This is a genomic window from Paenibacillus sp. FSL K6-0276, from assembly GCF_037977235.1.
In the GTDB taxonomy this organism is placed as follows: Bacteria; Bacillota; Bacilli; order Paenibacillales; family Paenibacillaceae; genus Paenibacillus_AQ.
Genome location: NZ_CP150276.1, coordinates 4,304,363 through 4,319,252, shown reverse-complemented (window position 1 = coordinate 4,319,252; position 14,890 = coordinate 4,304,363). Strand labels below are relative to the sequence as shown.

Annotated in this window: 16 protein-coding genes; 13 read left to right on the top strand and 3 right to left on the bottom strand. The window is 46.5% G+C overall.

Going from position 1 to position 14,890, the window contains the following annotated elements:
* Nucleotides 1-33 precede the first annotated feature (33 nt).
* Nucleotides 34-1,404 (top strand): dihydrolipoamide acetyltransferase family protein, encoded by a 1,371-nt coding sequence (locus MHH52_RS20395; RefSeq protein WP_340004228.1) that lies wholly within the window; start codon nucleotides 34-36, stop codon nucleotides 1,402-1,404.
* Between the two features lie 55 nt (nucleotides 1,405-1,459).
* On the top strand, nucleotides 1,460-2,179 hold the full coding sequence (gene lipB / locus MHH52_RS20390; RefSeq protein ID WP_340004227.1) for a lipoyl(octanoyl) transferase LipB: 720 nt from the start codon (nucleotides 1,460-1,462) through the stop codon (nucleotides 2,177-2,179).
* Nucleotides 2,180-2,251: 72 nt separating this feature from the next.
* Here lipB and prli42 read toward each other — a convergent pair whose 3' ends face one another.
* Entirely contained in the window at nucleotides 2,252-2,353 is a 102-nt protein-coding gene (gene prli42, locus MHH52_RS20385; protein ID WP_094872112.1) for a stressosome-associated protein Prli42, read from the bottom strand.
* A gap of 94 nt (nucleotides 2,354-2,447) precedes the next feature.
* On the opposite strand from prli42, the gene MHH52_RS20380 reads away from it, so the two are divergent.
* On the top strand, nucleotides 2,448-3,575 hold the full coding sequence (locus MHH52_RS20380; protein ID WP_340004226.1) for a tripeptidase T: 1,128 nt from the start codon (nucleotides 2,448-2,450) through the stop codon (nucleotides 3,573-3,575).
* 95 nt (nucleotides 3,576-3,670) lie between these two features.
* Here the strand turns inward: MHH52_RS20380 and MHH52_RS20375 are convergent, their stop codons facing one another.
* Nucleotides 3,671-3,844, bottom strand: coding sequence for a hypothetical protein (locus MHH52_RS20375; protein ID WP_156113162.1), 174 nt, complete (start codon nucleotides 3,842-3,844; stop codon nucleotides 3,671-3,673).
* A 77-nt stretch (nucleotides 3,845-3,921) separates the two neighbouring features.
* Between MHH52_RS20375 and MHH52_RS20370 the strand changes: the two genes are divergently transcribed.
* From MHH52_RS20370 to MHH52_RS20330, 9 genes are all read left to right on the top strand, one after another.
* Nucleotides 3,922-4,494: an NUDIX hydrolase gene (locus MHH52_RS20370; protein ID WP_340004225.1), complete on the top strand. Its 573-nt coding sequence runs from the start codon at nucleotides 3,922-3,924 to the stop codon at nucleotides 4,492-4,494.
* Nucleotides 4,485-5,684: an endonuclease Q family protein gene (locus tag MHH52_RS20365; RefSeq protein ID WP_340004224.1), complete on the top strand. Its 1,200-nt coding sequence runs from the start codon at nucleotides 4,485-4,487 to the stop codon at nucleotides 5,682-5,684. The genes MHH52_RS20370 and MHH52_RS20365 overlap by 10 nt, the downstream gene beginning before the upstream one ends.
* Before the next feature lie 81 nt (nucleotides 5,685-5,765).
* Nucleotides 5,766-6,416, top strand: a complete 651-nt coding sequence (spoIIM, locus tag MHH52_RS20360; RefSeq protein ID WP_340004223.1) for a stage II sporulation protein M — start codon at nucleotides 5,766-5,768, stop codon at nucleotides 6,414-6,416.
* 89 nt (nucleotides 6,417-6,505) lie between these two features.
* Nucleotides 6,506-6,970, top strand: coding sequence for a Fur family transcriptional regulator (locus tag MHH52_RS20355; RefSeq protein ID WP_313639811.1), 465 nt, complete (start codon nucleotides 6,506-6,508; stop codon nucleotides 6,968-6,970).
* 162 nt (nucleotides 6,971-7,132) lie between these two features.
* On the top strand, nucleotides 7,133-7,366 hold the full coding sequence (locus MHH52_RS20350; protein ID WP_313639812.1) for a DUF4227 family protein: 234 nt from the start codon (nucleotides 7,133-7,135) through the stop codon (nucleotides 7,364-7,366).
* 159 nt (nucleotides 7,367-7,525) lie between these two features.
* The gene (gene xerD / locus MHH52_RS20345) at nucleotides 7,526-8,419 is read left to right on the top strand and encodes a site-specific tyrosine recombinase XerD (RefSeq protein WP_340004222.1); all 894 of its coding nucleotides are present in this window, start codon (nucleotides 7,526-7,528) and stop codon (nucleotides 8,417-8,419) included.
* A 229-nt stretch (nucleotides 8,420-8,648) separates the two neighbouring features.
* Nucleotides 8,649-9,827, top strand: coding sequence for a phosphopentomutase (deoB, locus tag MHH52_RS20340; RefSeq protein WP_340004221.1), 1,179 nt, complete (start codon nucleotides 8,649-8,651; stop codon nucleotides 9,825-9,827).
* A 44-nt stretch (nucleotides 9,828-9,871) separates the two neighbouring features.
* Nucleotides 9,872-10,696, top strand: coding sequence for a purine-nucleoside phosphorylase (locus tag MHH52_RS20335; RefSeq protein ID WP_340004220.1), 825 nt, complete (start codon nucleotides 9,872-9,874; stop codon nucleotides 10,694-10,696).
* A gap of 161 nt (nucleotides 10,697-10,857) precedes the next feature.
* On the top strand, nucleotides 10,858-12,189 hold the full coding sequence (locus MHH52_RS20330) for a pyrimidine-nucleoside phosphorylase (protein WP_340004219.1): 1,332 nt from the start codon (nucleotides 10,858-10,860) through the stop codon (nucleotides 12,187-12,189).
* Between the two features lie 104 nt (nucleotides 12,190-12,293).
* On the opposite strand, the gene MHH52_RS20325 is transcribed toward MHH52_RS20330, so the two are convergent.
* Nucleotides 12,294-13,307, bottom strand: a complete 1,014-nt coding sequence (locus MHH52_RS20325; protein WP_340004218.1) for a serine hydrolase — start codon at nucleotides 13,305-13,307, stop codon at nucleotides 12,294-12,296.
* Nucleotides 13,308-13,681: 374 nt separating this feature from the next.
* On the opposite strand from MHH52_RS20325, the gene MHH52_RS20320 reads away from it, so the two are divergent.
* Nucleotides 13,682-14,818, top strand: coding sequence for a D-alanyl-D-alanine carboxypeptidase family protein (locus MHH52_RS20320; RefSeq protein ID WP_340009751.1), 1,137 nt, complete (start codon nucleotides 13,682-13,684; stop codon nucleotides 14,816-14,818).
* Nucleotides 14,819-14,890 lie beyond the last annotated feature (72 nt).

Here is a 14,890-nt window from a genome sequence, read left to right as displayed (position 1 = left end):
CGAAGCTTCGTAAAACTTTTAAGGAGTGAAAAGATGTCTGACAACCAAAAGTTGACTGACGTGATCATGCCGCAGCTGGCGGAATCGCTGGTATCGGCGACGATCGGCAAATGGCTGAAGAAACCGGGTGACCCGGTAGAACAATATGAACCATTATGCGAGCTTATTACAGATAAAGTAAATGCAGAATTGCCTTCAACTGTAGATGGAGTTATGGGTGAACTATTGGCGGAAGAAGGTCAGGTTGTCAATGTCGGCGAAGTCATTTGTCGTATTGCGGTGCCTGTGACTGTATCTGATGCTGCAAATGTGACTAACACTAGCACAAATGCATCTACTTCCTCTAACGATGTTGCAGGACAAAAGGCGACTTCAACTGCTGGTGATACGATGCGTGCTCGCTATTCTCCTGCCGTACAGACTTTGGCGGCTGAGCATAACATCGACCTCACTTTAGTTCCTGGTACTGGTATGGGGGGCCGGATTACCCGTAAAGATGTGCTAACCTTCCTCGAAAGTGGTGGAGCTACATCCGCAGCTTCGACTCCTGCTAGTCAGCCTGCTTCATTTGTGTCACAACCGCCTGCTCCACAGTTCGTTCAAGAAGAAGTGAAGAAAGCGGAAGAGCCTCTTCGCCATTCTGGTCTACATCTGAGCGAATCTCCGCGTATTCCTACAATTGAAGTAGAGGGTGGTCGAGGAAGCAGTTCTGAATACTTGATTGATGTAACACCAATCCGGAATACAATTGCTACAAGAATGCGCCAAAGTGTCTCGGAGATTCCGCATGCTTGGACAATGATCGAGGTGGACGTGACTAATCTGGTTGCGCTTCGCAATAAACATAAGGATGAGTTCAAGCGCAAGGAAGGCATCAATTTGACCTATCTCGCATTCTTGATGAAAGCTGTCGTGAGTGCGATCAAAGACTATCCAATCATGAACTCTGTATGGGCGGTCGACAAGATCATCGTGAAACGGGATATCAATATTTCTTTAGCCGTAGGAACAGAGGATTCTGTAATGACACCTGTCATCAAAAAAGCGGATCAGAAGAATGTCGCTGGTCTCGCACGTGAAATTGATGAATTGGCACTTAAGACACGTGAAGGGAAGCTTCGACTAGAAGATATGCAAGGCGGTACCTTCACGGTGAATAACACAGGTTCATTTGGCTCCATTCTTTCTTATCCAATTATCAACTATCCACAGGCAGCGATTCTAACGTTTGAATCTATTGTGAAGAGGCCTGTGGTCATTAACGATATGATAGGTGTAAGATCAATGGCTAATATTTGTCTGTCACTGGATCATCGGATTCTGGACGGAGTGATTTGTGGCCGTTTCTTGCAACGCGTCAAGGATAATATTGAAGGATATACACCGGATACTAAACTCTACTAAATAATGACGAGCCAAACTGTGCAGGCATGAGACTTGAAAAAGGGGACCTGATGGTATGAATAACACGGATTTTCGTAAGCTGCAGATTTCATATGACCCCATTATGGAGTATGGAAAGGCTTGGGATCTGCAAAAGGAAAGTGTGCACGCCATTGATGCTGGTGAGCAACCGGAACGATTGATTCTTTTGCAGCATCCGCCTACCTATACGATTGGTTCACAGAATCATCCCGAACATCTTCTTCTAGATGAAGAGCAGCTCAAAGAAAAAGGAATCGCGCTGTTTGAAATCGACCGGGGAGGAGATATTACATATCACGGACCGGGTCAGCTTGTAGGTTATCCGATTCTTATGCTCGGTGAAGAAGGCAAAGTAGATTTGCATGGGTACTTGCGCAGTCTGGAAGCAGTGATTATTGATTATTTGGCATCCTACGGAATTGTAGGTGAACGGAAGCCGGAGTACACAGGGGTATGGGTTGGCGACGAGAAGATCTGTGCCATTGGCGTCAAGTTTAACAAAAGCAAATTCCGAAGAGGATTTGTTACTAGCCATGGTTTTGCTTTTAACATTTCTGAAGGGATATCTGGACACGGATTTCAAGGAATTATTCCATGCGGTATCACTGAATTTGGAGTAACTTCCCTAGAAGAGTGTGCAGGTCGTCGTTTTGAACTTCAAGATGTGGCCAAAGAATTGGTACCATATTTTCTAAGACACTTTCCATATGAAGAGCAGGATGAGTCCTTCAACAGTATGGCTAAAGCTGATTAATGAACAAACAGGCAAGCCAAATAGCGGCAAGGGAATCCCTAGCCGCTATTATCAATGTTCCTTGTGTAGATATTAACCCGCAAGGAAAGGCTCGATAACCATAAAGAGCGTAGAGGCAATCATGGCGAACAACATGACGTAGATGAAGATTTTGAACCACTTATTACGTTGCATGAGTAACTCCTTTAGATTTAGTTTAAGTTAATAGCATAAAGATGGTCTTTCTGTACAACCATTGTAACGTATTCACGAAAGAGAGGGAAGTCCAGTGATTTCACAAGACAGATTGATTCAAGAATTTATGGAACTTGTCCAAGTTGATAGTGAAACAAGAAATGAACGGCAAATTGCCGATGTGCTCAAGAGCAAATTTAACGCTCTGGGATTAGAAGTTACCGAAGATGACTCCCAGGAAAGAACTGGACATGGAGCAGGTAATCTGTTCATTACCTGGCCAGCTGAGAATGGTGGAGCTGCACCAAAACTACTGTTCACTTGCCACATGGATACGGTTGTTCCTGGACAAAATATCAAGCCTACGCTCGGGGCAGATGGATGGATTACAAGTGACGGCACTACGATTCTCGGAGCAGATGACAAAGCAGGGCTCGCTGCACTGTTCGAAGCCATCCGAGTGATTCAGGAGCAAAAGCTGCCGCATGGTCAGATTCAATTCGTAATTACTGCGGGTGAAGAATCTGGATTGCTAGGCGCACGTTCGATGGATCCGAGCAACTTGGATGCAGACTTCGGTTTCGCGCTCGATTCCAATGGTGAAGTCGGAGCAATTGCAGTTGCGGCTCCTACGCAAGCTAAGATTACGATGCAAATCTTCGGGAAATCTGCTCATGCAGGCGTTAATCCAGAAGACGGCATCAGTGCGATTCAAGTAGCCAGCAAAGCGATTGCTGCGATGAAGCTTGGTCGAATCGATAATGAAACTACTGCGAATATCGGTAAATTCGCTGGAGGCGGCCCTACGAATGTGGTGTGTGATCACGTTCAACTGGATGCAGAAGCACGTAGTATTGTGCAGGAGAAGGTGGGCGATCAGATCGCTTCGATGCGTGAAGCACTGGAGACAACTGTCCGGGAATACGGTGCAGAATGCGAATTCCGCAGTGAAATTATTTATCCAGCGTTCAGCTTTAATGAACATGATCCAGTGGTACAGCTTGCACAGCGGGCTATTACCTCTATGGGACTTACACCGCGACTGTTCCACTCTGGTGGAGGAAGCGACGCTAACGTGTTCAATGGCCTAGATGTTCCGACCATTAACCTTGCTGTAGGTTACGAGCATATCCATACCACTAAGGAACGGATTAAAGCTGAGGACATTGTTAAAGTGGCTGAGCTTGTAGTAAATATTGTAAAAGAGAGCGTAAAGGGTTAACCTAAAGCTCTTTTAATTAAATTAAGGAGCTGCTTCCAAGTTGTAAAGCTTGGGAGCAGCTCCTTATATTTATAAGGGCATGTATGAATAAGAATTTACCCTGCTTTGGTTGGGATGATCTTGGATTGATCCTTTAGGGAGAGAATGTATGTAAGAGGCATATCGCGCCCATACTGCTCTATCCACCTAGTTAAGATGGCCTTGATTTCCTCCGGTTTACCTACCATTGTGACTGCGGATGAGCTTGTACGGCTGAAGATTTCGTTCATCTGAAATTCCTTCTTTCCCTTTAAGTTTGCTATAATACACCGTATGCAGAACAGAGATAAAGGAGACCAGAAATTTTATGGGAGACCAACATTTACACAGCAAACCGGAGCTTGACGAGGTAACGCTGTCTACACAGCCTATTTTTGATGGGAAAATCATATCTTTGCAAGTGGACACTGTGAGACTGCCCGATGGTAATACCGCTACACGTGAAGTTGTGAAACATCCAGGCGCCGTAGCAGTGCTTGCTCTGAACAACAATAAAATGCTTGTTGTGGAGCAATACCGTCAGCCTATGCAACGCACAGAGGTGGAGATTCCAGCCGGTAAGCTGGATAAAGGTGAAGATCCATTAGTTGCGGCTGGTCGTGAATTACAGGAAGAGACAGGTTTTCATAGCGGAGATCTGAAGTTACTTAAATCGTTCTACACTTCTCCCGGTTTTGCCGATGAGATTATTCATTTGTATGTTACTAATAATGCCGAGCCAGGGGACATGTCGCTTGACGAGGATGAATTCTTAGAGGTCTCGGAGCTTACCTTGGAGGAAGCATATCAATATATAGCTGACGGACGCATCGCGGACGCGAAGACGATGATGGCGGTGTACGCTTGGCATTTATACACGCTGACAGGCCAATGGAATTAACATCTGAACTGAAGAACTTCTATTGCGATTTGCATGTTCATATTGGACGAACGTCGGAAGGACAAGCTGTCAAAATTAGCGGCAGCCGCGAGCTCACCTTTGCTGGAATCGCCAAAGAAGCCGCAGAGCGCAAGGGACTGGAAATGATCGGTATTATCGATAGTCATTCGCCTGGTGTACTGCGCGATATTCAAGGTTCATTGGAATCTGGAGAGATGACGTTAGCCGAAGGTGGAGGGATCGCTTACCAGGGGACCACGATCATTATGGGAGCGGAGATTGAAATCCGTGAACCTGGGCGAAAAGAATGCCACGTACTCGCCTTCTTGCCGGACGTGGAACGCATGACCGACTTCAGTAATTGGATGAGCCGCCATATGCGGAATGTGAACCTTAGTTCCCAGCGCCTCTATGCACCGGCTAGGGAGCTTCAGGATGAGATTTATGGCCGAGGGGGCATTCTAATCCCCGCACATATTTTTACGCCTCACAAGGGCTTGTACGGCTGTTCTGCTGAACGGATGGCGGACATCTTTGATCTGGATCGCATAGCTGCGGTTGAGCTTGGGCTGAGTGCAGATTCGGAAATGGCTGGTTATCTCTCTGAGCTGGATGACTTCACGTTTCTAACGAACTCAGATGCTCATTCTCTGGGCAAACTAGGGCGCGAGTATAATGTAATGGAGTTGGCACGACCTTCGTTTGCCGAACTGCGGCTCGCACTTGAACGAAAGGAAGGGCGGAAGGTAACTGCTAATTTCGGACTTAACCCCCGGCTTGGCAAATACCACCGAACTTACTGCGGAGGCTGTGGCAGTATTATTGACGAAGCTTACGTCACTTCGGAGCGCTGCCAGTATTGTGGCAGTCTTAAATTGGTGAGGGGCGTATTCGACCGGATCCTAGATATCGCTGACCGCAAGACACCTATAGTACCTGCAAACCGTCCGCCCTATCACTATCAGGTTCCGCTTGAATTTATTCCAGGGCTTGGGAAGGTCAAGATGAACGCGTTACTGCAAGCTTTTGGCACCGAGATGAACATTTTACATGGTTGCGGTGAAGCGGAAATTGCTAGCGTAGTAGGAGCAGATTTGGCGTCTGTGATTGTCCAGGCTCGCTCAGGCATATTGGAACTATCAGCAGGCGGTGGGGGGACGTACGGTAAAGTCGTACAACCCAGAAAGTAGATTCATTGCACTAAGGACAAGTCATAACGCGGGGCGTTTTCTCATATGGTGTAACATGTAACCGGAAAGGGGAACGTCCCAATGCGTAATTTAAGGCTGATGATGAAGGAACAGACGCCTCTGTATATTTTTGTCGGCGTATTATTTCTGGTAGGTGTTGTATTTGGGGCTCTTATCGTTAGTGCGCTTACGATGGATCAGCAACAGGAGCTGGGGGATTATCTAGGGAATTTCTTTGTAACAGTTGATCAGCAGGGCCTACCAGCAGCACCTGATTCGTACTGGAGTATAGCTGCCTTGAATCTGAAATGGATCGGGCTGATCTGGATCCTTGGATTGTCAGTCATTGGGTTGCCGGGAATTTTGATTCTTGATTTTCTTAAAGGGGTATTAATCGGGTTTACGGTCGGTTGTCTAGTAAGTCAATATTCATGGCACGGGATGCTGTTCGCACTAGTTTCTGTGGCTCCGCACAATCTGGTACTTATCCCTGTATTGTTAGTGAGTAGCGCGGCAGCGATCGCCTTTTCCTTGCAGATGATTCGTAGCCGAGTGTTAGGACAACGCAGGACGCCAGTGACTCGACCTTTTACTATGTACACTATATTGTCACTTGTTATGTCACTGTTGATTCTGGGCATTTCTAGTTTTGAGACCTATGTCACGCCGATCATGATGCGCTGGGTTACGCCCTCACTTGTACAAGCGGTGACGACCTTGGGCTTGCAGTAAAAGCGTTTGACTTCTCAAAGCGACACCCCCTATAATGGAAGAAGTGGTTTGAAGACCGGTGAGGTAATTTTCCAAGGGGGAGGGAGACAATGGAAGCCCGGATAGACAAGATTAAGCAACAGTTACAATCCCAAGGATACAAGCTTACACCCCAACGGGAAGCGACCTTAAGAGTGCTGCTGGAGAATGAGGAAGATCATCTTAGTGCAGAAGACGTTTTTATGCTCGTGAAAGAGAAAGCTCCCGAGATCGGTCTTGCGACTGTATATCGTACCCTGGAACTGCTTAGCGAGCTTCATGTCGTAGAAAAGATTAACTTCGGTGACGGTGTCGCCCGTTATGATCTGCGAACTGATACTGCGAAGCACCATCATCATCATTTAATTTGTGTGCAATGCGGTAGTATGGATGAGATTCGCGAAGATTGGCTAGGTCCGCTTGAAGAGCGACTGGAGAAAGAATTTAATTTCACAGTGCTTGATCATAGACTTGATTTTCATGGGATATGCTATCGGTGTAGCGATAAGAATAATACAAACGGAAATCAGTCCTAAGTAATCTTATAATGAAAATTCACATCATAAGCTCTCCCCGGTTTTTTACCGGAGGGAGCTTTTTAAATGTGTCTATTGGAGCCATACATATCAGTCCATTTTGGTGCATAAGGTGAAGGACGAGCAGATCTTAATTGTATGTTAAAGGGAGGCGCCGTCCATATGATCGTTTCTGTGCCCAGAACAGTGCGCAAGCTGTATTTTATGATCATGTTTGTGGCTCTAAGCTATTTGCTCTACTATGCTATGAGCTGGCTTGGTGAATGGATCAGTCCGATAGAGAATTACGGAATTCCTGAAGGCACCGCTGTTCGGGCATTTGATCATGCCGATCGTGGTGATGATGGTCTGGATACAAGGCAACGCTTGCGTTTCTATTACTGGTACGGAGAATGAAAGCTCCGCGGGAAGCAGGAATAAGCGAGAAGAATGTCGAAGAAAGCTAATGTGGATTCATGCAGCGTATACTAATTGTACACATCTGCAGAAACCTCATGCTGAATGTGCTGCAGGAAGTCACTATGAGTAGCTGCGCCAGGACAGGAGCGTGAATTAATGAAGTCACACTTGCAGCCGTTTTTACATTATTTGTCCGAAGATAAAGGCTTGTCCCCGAACACACTGGAATCTTACGGTAGGGATGTATCGCAGTTTCTAGAGTTTGCTGAAGAGCGGGGGGCACAGCAGCCTGACGAGATCCGAAGATCTCATGTGATGTTATATCTAGGCTCATTACGCGGAGCGGGACGAGCAACAGCGACGTTGAACAGGAACGCAGTGTCCCTCCGTGCTTTTTTCCATTATTTGATGAAGGAACGTTTGATTGAGCAGGATCCAACACTGGACATGGAGACGATGAAGCCTGATAAGAAACCTCCTATGGTGCTTACAATTTCGGAAATTGAGCAGTTGCTGGCTGCGCCGGATGTGAGTACACCACAAGGAGTACGAGATAAGGCTATGCTGGAATTGCTCTATGCAACAGGTATTAAGGTCTCTGAATTAATCTCGCTTAACGTGGACGATGTGCATACGGATATGAAATTTGCGCGCTGTACAGGAACTTCTGGCAAGGAGCGAGTGGTTCCCATTGGAACCATTGCTGCTGAGAGTGTAGCAGCTTACACTTCTCTTATGAGGGACAAGCTGCTTCGTGATCATCAGGAGGAACCAGCCATGTTCCTGAATAGTCTAGGCGGGAGATTAACCCGGCAAGGCTTTTGGAAAATCATAAAAAAATACGCGCGGGAAGCAAACATTGAACAGGATATTACACCGCATACCCTTAGGCATTCCTTCGCAGCCCATCTACTGGAAGGCGGAGCAGATTTGCGTTCCGTACAACAAATGCTGGGCCATGCCGATATTTCGACGACTCAGATTTATAACGGTATTGCCCGTAAGAATATGAAGGAAGTATATGAGAGCCACCATCCTAGGGCTCGCTAATTCTGCTTCAAAGGTGCTTTTTGTGAGTAAGATAGTTATGATGGAATCATACTGAAAGGATAGACTGGGGAATGTTCCGCAGGTTATCCTTTAGCAGAAACGGATACCTGACATGCGGTACATTGTATCGCTAGTTTCGGAAGCTTATGTCTTCTGGAAGACGGTACAGCCGTTTCTTCTTGTTGGTACGAAAGAATAAACTATATTAAAAAAAGGAGTGAAGACAACAATGTCCTCATTTAAACGAATTGGTTTTATTGTTCTAGATAGTGTAGGTATCGGTGAAGCACCAGATGCTGCAAATTTCGGTGATGCTGGGTCGCATACGCTTGGTCATATATTGGATCGTGTTCCTGGATTGAAGCTGCCTAATCTACAGCAGCTCGGGTTAGCTAATATTGCTCCGCTGCCGCCGCTTGAACCTGTAGCTTCACCAACAGGGTACTACGGCAAAATGCAGGAAGTATCTGTAGGCAAGGATACAATGACCGGACACTGGGAGCTAATGGGGCTGAAGATTGAGGTTCCCTTCAATACGTATCCTGACGGCTTTCCAGCAGAATTGATTGAGAAGTTCGAAGCGGCAACTGGGCGTAAGGTGATCGGTAATAAACCTGCTTCCGGTACGGAGATTCTAGTTGAATACGGCGAAGAGCAAATGAAAACGGGGGCTTGGATTGTCTATACCTCCGCGGACAGTGTATTCCAGCTTGCTGCACATGAAGATATCATTCCACTCGAAGAGCTGTACAGCGCTTGTAAAATAGCCCGTGAGCTGACGATGGCTCCAGAGTTCTCGGTTGGTCGCGTCATTGCTCGTCCATATGTTGGAGAACCAGGGAATTTCGTTCGAACACCAAATCGGCATGACTATGCAGTGAAGCCGCCAGAACCAACAGTAATGAACGCACTTGCTGATATCGGCAAGGATGTTATCGCGGTTGGTAAGATCAACGATATTTTTACAGGTGAAGGTGTTACGGCTTCTTACCCAACGAAGAGTAATGAACATGGAATCGAAGTCACTATTGAGCAGCTTCGTCAACCGTTTAACGGCTTCCTGTTCACCAATCTGGTGGATTTTGACTCCCTATATGGACACCGTCGTGATCCGGAGGGATACGGCCGTGCACTGGAAGTATTCGATCAGGCGCTGCCTGAAATTCTATCTACGCTTGGTGAAGATGACCTGTTGATCATTTCTGCAGACCATGGCAATGATCCGATCCATAGTGGAACTGATCATACCCGTGAATATGTGCCGCTCTTAATCTATAGCCCACGGTTTAAACATCCGGAAAGTTTGGGCATTCGTGAGACCTTCTCTGATGTAGCAGCAACCATTGCCGATAACTTTGGTGCGAAGGCGCCACAGTATGGGACAAGCTTTTTAGCGAAACTGCAATAAAGGGATGTGGGTTGCTCCACAACATCAATGAAGGAGGATCATCCATGAGCACGTTAACTCAAAAAGAAATTCAAGAAGCAGCCATTTATATAAAAGACAAATGTCCAGTGGCTCCGGAAATTGGATTGATCCTTGGTTCAGGCCTAGGTGTGCTGGCAGACCTTATTACGGATGGAGTAAGCATCCCATATGATGAGATTCCTCACTTTCCGGTGTCTACTGTAGAAGGACATGAGGGTGAGCTATTGATTGGTATGATCGAAGGCCGCCGAGTCGTGATGATGAAGGGCCGCTTTCATATGTATGAGGGCTATGGACCGGAGGTAACGGCATTCCCTGTACGAGTTATGAAAGAGCTTGGTATATCCAGTTTACTAGTAACGAATGCTGCTGGTGGAGTGAACACAGATTTCAAGCCAGGCGACCTTATGCTTCTTACGGATCATCTTAATATGACTGGACGGAACCCTTTAATAGGACCTAATGATCCTGCACTTGGTGTGCGCTTCCCAGATATGTCGACCGCCTACAGTCGCCGCCTGATCCAGGTAGCAAAGGAAACGGCAGCTCAGCAGAATTTCGAGTTCAAAGAAGGCGTATATGCAGGTCTGTTGGGACCTTGCTACGAAACGTCTGCTGAAATCGTAATGCTTCGTACTCTAGGCGCGGATGCTGTAGGCATGTCTACTGTATCGGAGACCATTGTTGCTCGTCATGCGGGTATCGAGGTATTGGGCATCTCCTGTATTACTAACATGGCCGCGGGAATCCTGGATCAACCTCTCAATCATGAAGAGGTGATGGAAAATGCTGAACGAGTGCGTGAGTGTTTCCTGAAGCTGGTCTTAGGCTTTATTCCAAAAATGTAATTTCGGGTACTGCATTTTGAATTACTGGGAGGTCATATCTATGACACAAGTGATTAAACTTAAGCCATTGACGCATGAACAGGTAGTGAAGGTAGTTAATTTGACTAAACCAAAATATATCGGATTTGCTAGCGCAAATGTCCGTGAAATGCAGGTGTAAGATGAGAGCTGTCGACATTATTCAGAAAAAAAGAGATGGTGGAGAGCTGAGTCGTGAGGAGATATCCTTCCTAATTCAGGGCTACAGTAAAGGTGAAGTCCCTGATTATCAACTTTCCGCTTGGGCTATGGCGGTTTATTTTCAAGGTATGAATGCGCGGGAGACCGGGGATCTAACGATGGAAATGGCGATGTCCGGTGATCAAGTTGATCTTAGCCCAATCGCAGGCATTAAGGTTGATAAGCACTCCACAGGTGGAGTGGGAGATAAAACAACCGTGGTGCTTGCTCCCCTGGTAGCCTCTGCTGGAGTACCTGTGGCAAAGATGTCTGGACGCGGACTTGGGCATACAGGAGGCACACTCGATAAGCTGGAGTCGATCAGTGGCTTCTCTGTTGAGATGGATCGCGAGCGTTTCTTTGATCAAGTAGGGGAAATCGGAGCTGCCGTGATCGGCCAGTCGGGCAACATTACACCCGCAGACAAAAAGCTGTATGCCCTTCGGGATGTAACAGCGACTGTGGAGTCCATTCCACTAATTGCAAGCTCTGTAATGAGCAAGAAGATTGCGGCAGGAGCAGACGCCATCGTGCTGGATGTCAAAACCGGCAGCGGGGCTTTTATGAAGACGCTTGATGATTCTATTGCGCTTGCTCAAGCTATGGTTGACATCGGCACACATCTGGGTCGCAATACAGTTGCGATCATCAGTGATATGGACCAGCCACTCGGATACGGAATTGGCAACGCGCTCGAAATCAAGGAAGGAATCGAGACCTTAAAGGGTCACGGGCCGAAGGATCTGCAGGAGGTCTGCCTTATTCTGGGCAGCCAGATGCTTGTTCTTGGTGGCAAAGCCAAGGACGAAGCAGAGGCTCGCTCGATTCTTATGACACATATTGAAGATGGCACAGCGCTGGAGAAATTCAGACAGATTGTGAAGGCGCAAGGCGGAGATGTATCACAAATTGATTCTCCGGAGAAACTCCCTGCTGCAAAGCGGTTCATTGAAGTTAAAGCGAAGACCGGTGGGTTCATTGAGGGTATTCAGGCTGAGGAAATCGGCATAGCTGCTATGCTGCTTGGTGCTGGACGTGAAACCAAGGAATCTGTGATAGATTTGGCTGTGGGTATTCAACTTTCCAAAAAGGTCGGAGATGCTGTAGAGATCGGCGATACGCTTGCAGTATTGCATATCAACGATGCCAGTGACAAGAAGGTTGAGGAAGCTGAGGGCAAGGTGCTAGAAGCTTACCGTATCACTCCTGAACCGGTTCCTCCGCTACCACTGGTATTTGCGCTTGTTACGAAGGATGGGGTAACACGGTACTAGCCAAGGTAATATAATTATTGTCATGACGAAGTCCGGAAATAGACAGTAAAACAGCGATCCTCCTATTACGGGAGGATCGCTGTTTTGCGTTTTTGGAGGAGCATCTACAAATGTTTATCGATAACATTGAAAATCTGAGAAGCCCCGTTACTTGTATTACACATTACTACTACAGTCTCACCACTAGCCGGATAGATAGCCGATCGGAAGGAAACACCGGGATCGTAGCCCATAATGTGGAACTTGAACACTTTTCCTTCTCGGAGGGTGATCCATACACCATAACCATAATATCCTTCACGATCCACATGCATGTGGGGAGTAAGCAACAATGATGTGAGTACTGGACTCAAAAGTGTATGGTTCATTAGCCCGTTCCAGAATAGCTGCATGTCGGGAGCGCTTACGAAAGCTCCACCGTCAGCGCCTCCTTTTACCGGGATTGAATAGATGTTAGTTCTCCAGCTACCGTTCTCTTCCTCTATGTATCCGAGTGCACAGTTGGCAGGTAGGGCATCTAACGTAAAGTAACCGGATTGCTCCATTCCGCAAAGCTTAAAGATGCGAAGCTCCACATAATCGGAAAAGGACATTCCGCTCAATTCCTCGACCAATAACCCCAGTACGATATATCCGGTATTATTGTAATGGAAACGTTCACCAGGGGTCCACTTCATGGGGAGGTTTCGAAACATCGGTACAAAGTCTTCAAGCTGCCGTAAAGTGTACATAGGTCGTGTCTTCCACAGTTCTTCGAAATCATCCATGATCGTTTCATCAAAATAATCTGGAATCCCAGAGCTATGCGTAAGCAGCTGATGTATGGTAATTTCAGAACTAAAGAGGGGGAACTCTACCTTCTTCAGATAGTCTGATAATCTGCTTTCGAAAGAAATCAATCCCTGTTCGACCAGTTGGCAGATGGCAATTGCTGTAAATATTTTACACCCGGAAGCAATGCCGAACCGAGTATGAATATTGTTTGCTCGCTTATCTGACTTATTGGCATAACTGTAACAGCTGCTGGTGATTTCTTTATCATGTTGTTTTACCAGCACTATACCAGAGAAATTGTTCTGTTTAGCTTCTGCTTCAATACAATCTGCAAGGTGGTTCATCTGTATATTCACTCCTCTATAAGCCAGTTAGGTTCTTAAATAGCATTCGTTAAAAACTTTCATTTTCCTTTAAAGGGGCTTAAGTGAATACGAAAAAAATGGAAATACTTTAAATTTGAAATAATTTTTAATCTCCCCTATAATAAAAATGCTCTGCAAGTGCTGATGGGCTTTTTTTAATTGATAACATCATTACTGCTTGCGATAAATTATTGTGATTATTTACTTAAAAATGGAATAATTTTCACCCTTTCTGACGAAACTGAAACACAGTACCTGTGATATGAAGGTTAACGTTCAGGAGGGGAACCATTGTGAGAAAAATGCGTTTTGCTGTGCTTGTGCTCTGCATCGCTGTGTCGGTTCTAGGGCCGATGACAGGCGCTTATGCGGAGGAAAAAACCAAGGGCTCTGGCAGTAATGCTGCCGCTGTAGACCTCGCGCCGGGAGCGCGTTCCGCGATTTTGATGGACGCAGGCACCGGCACTGTTATTTATGAGAAGAACAGCCATGATAAGCTGCCTCCCGCAAGTATTACAAAGATTATGACGATGCTACTAACAGTGGAAGCGCTGGATGAAGGAAGGCTGCAACTGACCGATAAGGTGCGGACAAGTGAATATGCCGCATCGATGGGTGGATCGCAGATTTTTCTGGAGCCTGGTGAAGAAATGACGGTGGACGAGATGCTTAAAGGCATCGCTATGGCCTCCGGAAATGATGCTTCTGTGGCGATGGCGGAGAAAATAGCCGGTTCAGAGAGCGCTTTTGTCGATCTGATGAATAAACGTGCAGAGGAGCTGGGTCTAAAAGATACCCATTTTGCCAACTGCAACGGTCTTCCAGCCGCCAATCACTATTCCTCAGCTTACGATATTGCGGTCATTAGTCGGGAACTTTTGAAGCATGAACAAATTATCAAATATACCGGTTCCTATCAGGATTACTTACGTAAGGATTCAACCAAGCCGTTCTGGTTGGTGAATACGAACAAGCTGGTGCGTTTCTACACTGGTGCCGATGGACTGAAGACAGGTTACACTGCTGAGGCTAAATTTTGTTTGTCTGCTACAGCTGCAAGAGATGGCCTACGTGCTGTCGCTGTTGTGCTAGGCGAGCCGAACACGAAGACGCGCAACAGTGAAGTGTCAGGCATGTTCGATTACCTGTTCTCGCAATATAAAGTACACACGATCCACAAAGAAGGGGATGCCATCGGAACTCTTAAGATTGAGAAGGGCGTAAAGTCCGAGCTGCCGATAACGGCGAAAGAGACGTACAGTGTTCTTTTGAAAAAAGGTGTGACCCAAGAAGGCATTCGCCACGAACTAGTGCTGCCGGAAAGCGTGAAGGCTCCAGTGGCTGAAGGTCAATCCGTGGGCAAGCTGGTTGTCTACCAAGGAACCAATGTGATTAAGGAATATGAATTAAAAGCAGGGGAAGCAGTGCCGAAAGCAGGCTGGTGGAAGCTCTTTAAGCGCACAACTGGCTCAATGTTCGGCGTGGATTAAAAACAGTTTTTTTGTAGATTGCCCCCATGTACTCTGTAGATTCATAGGGGTTTTCTTCTAGTTTTGTCGTGA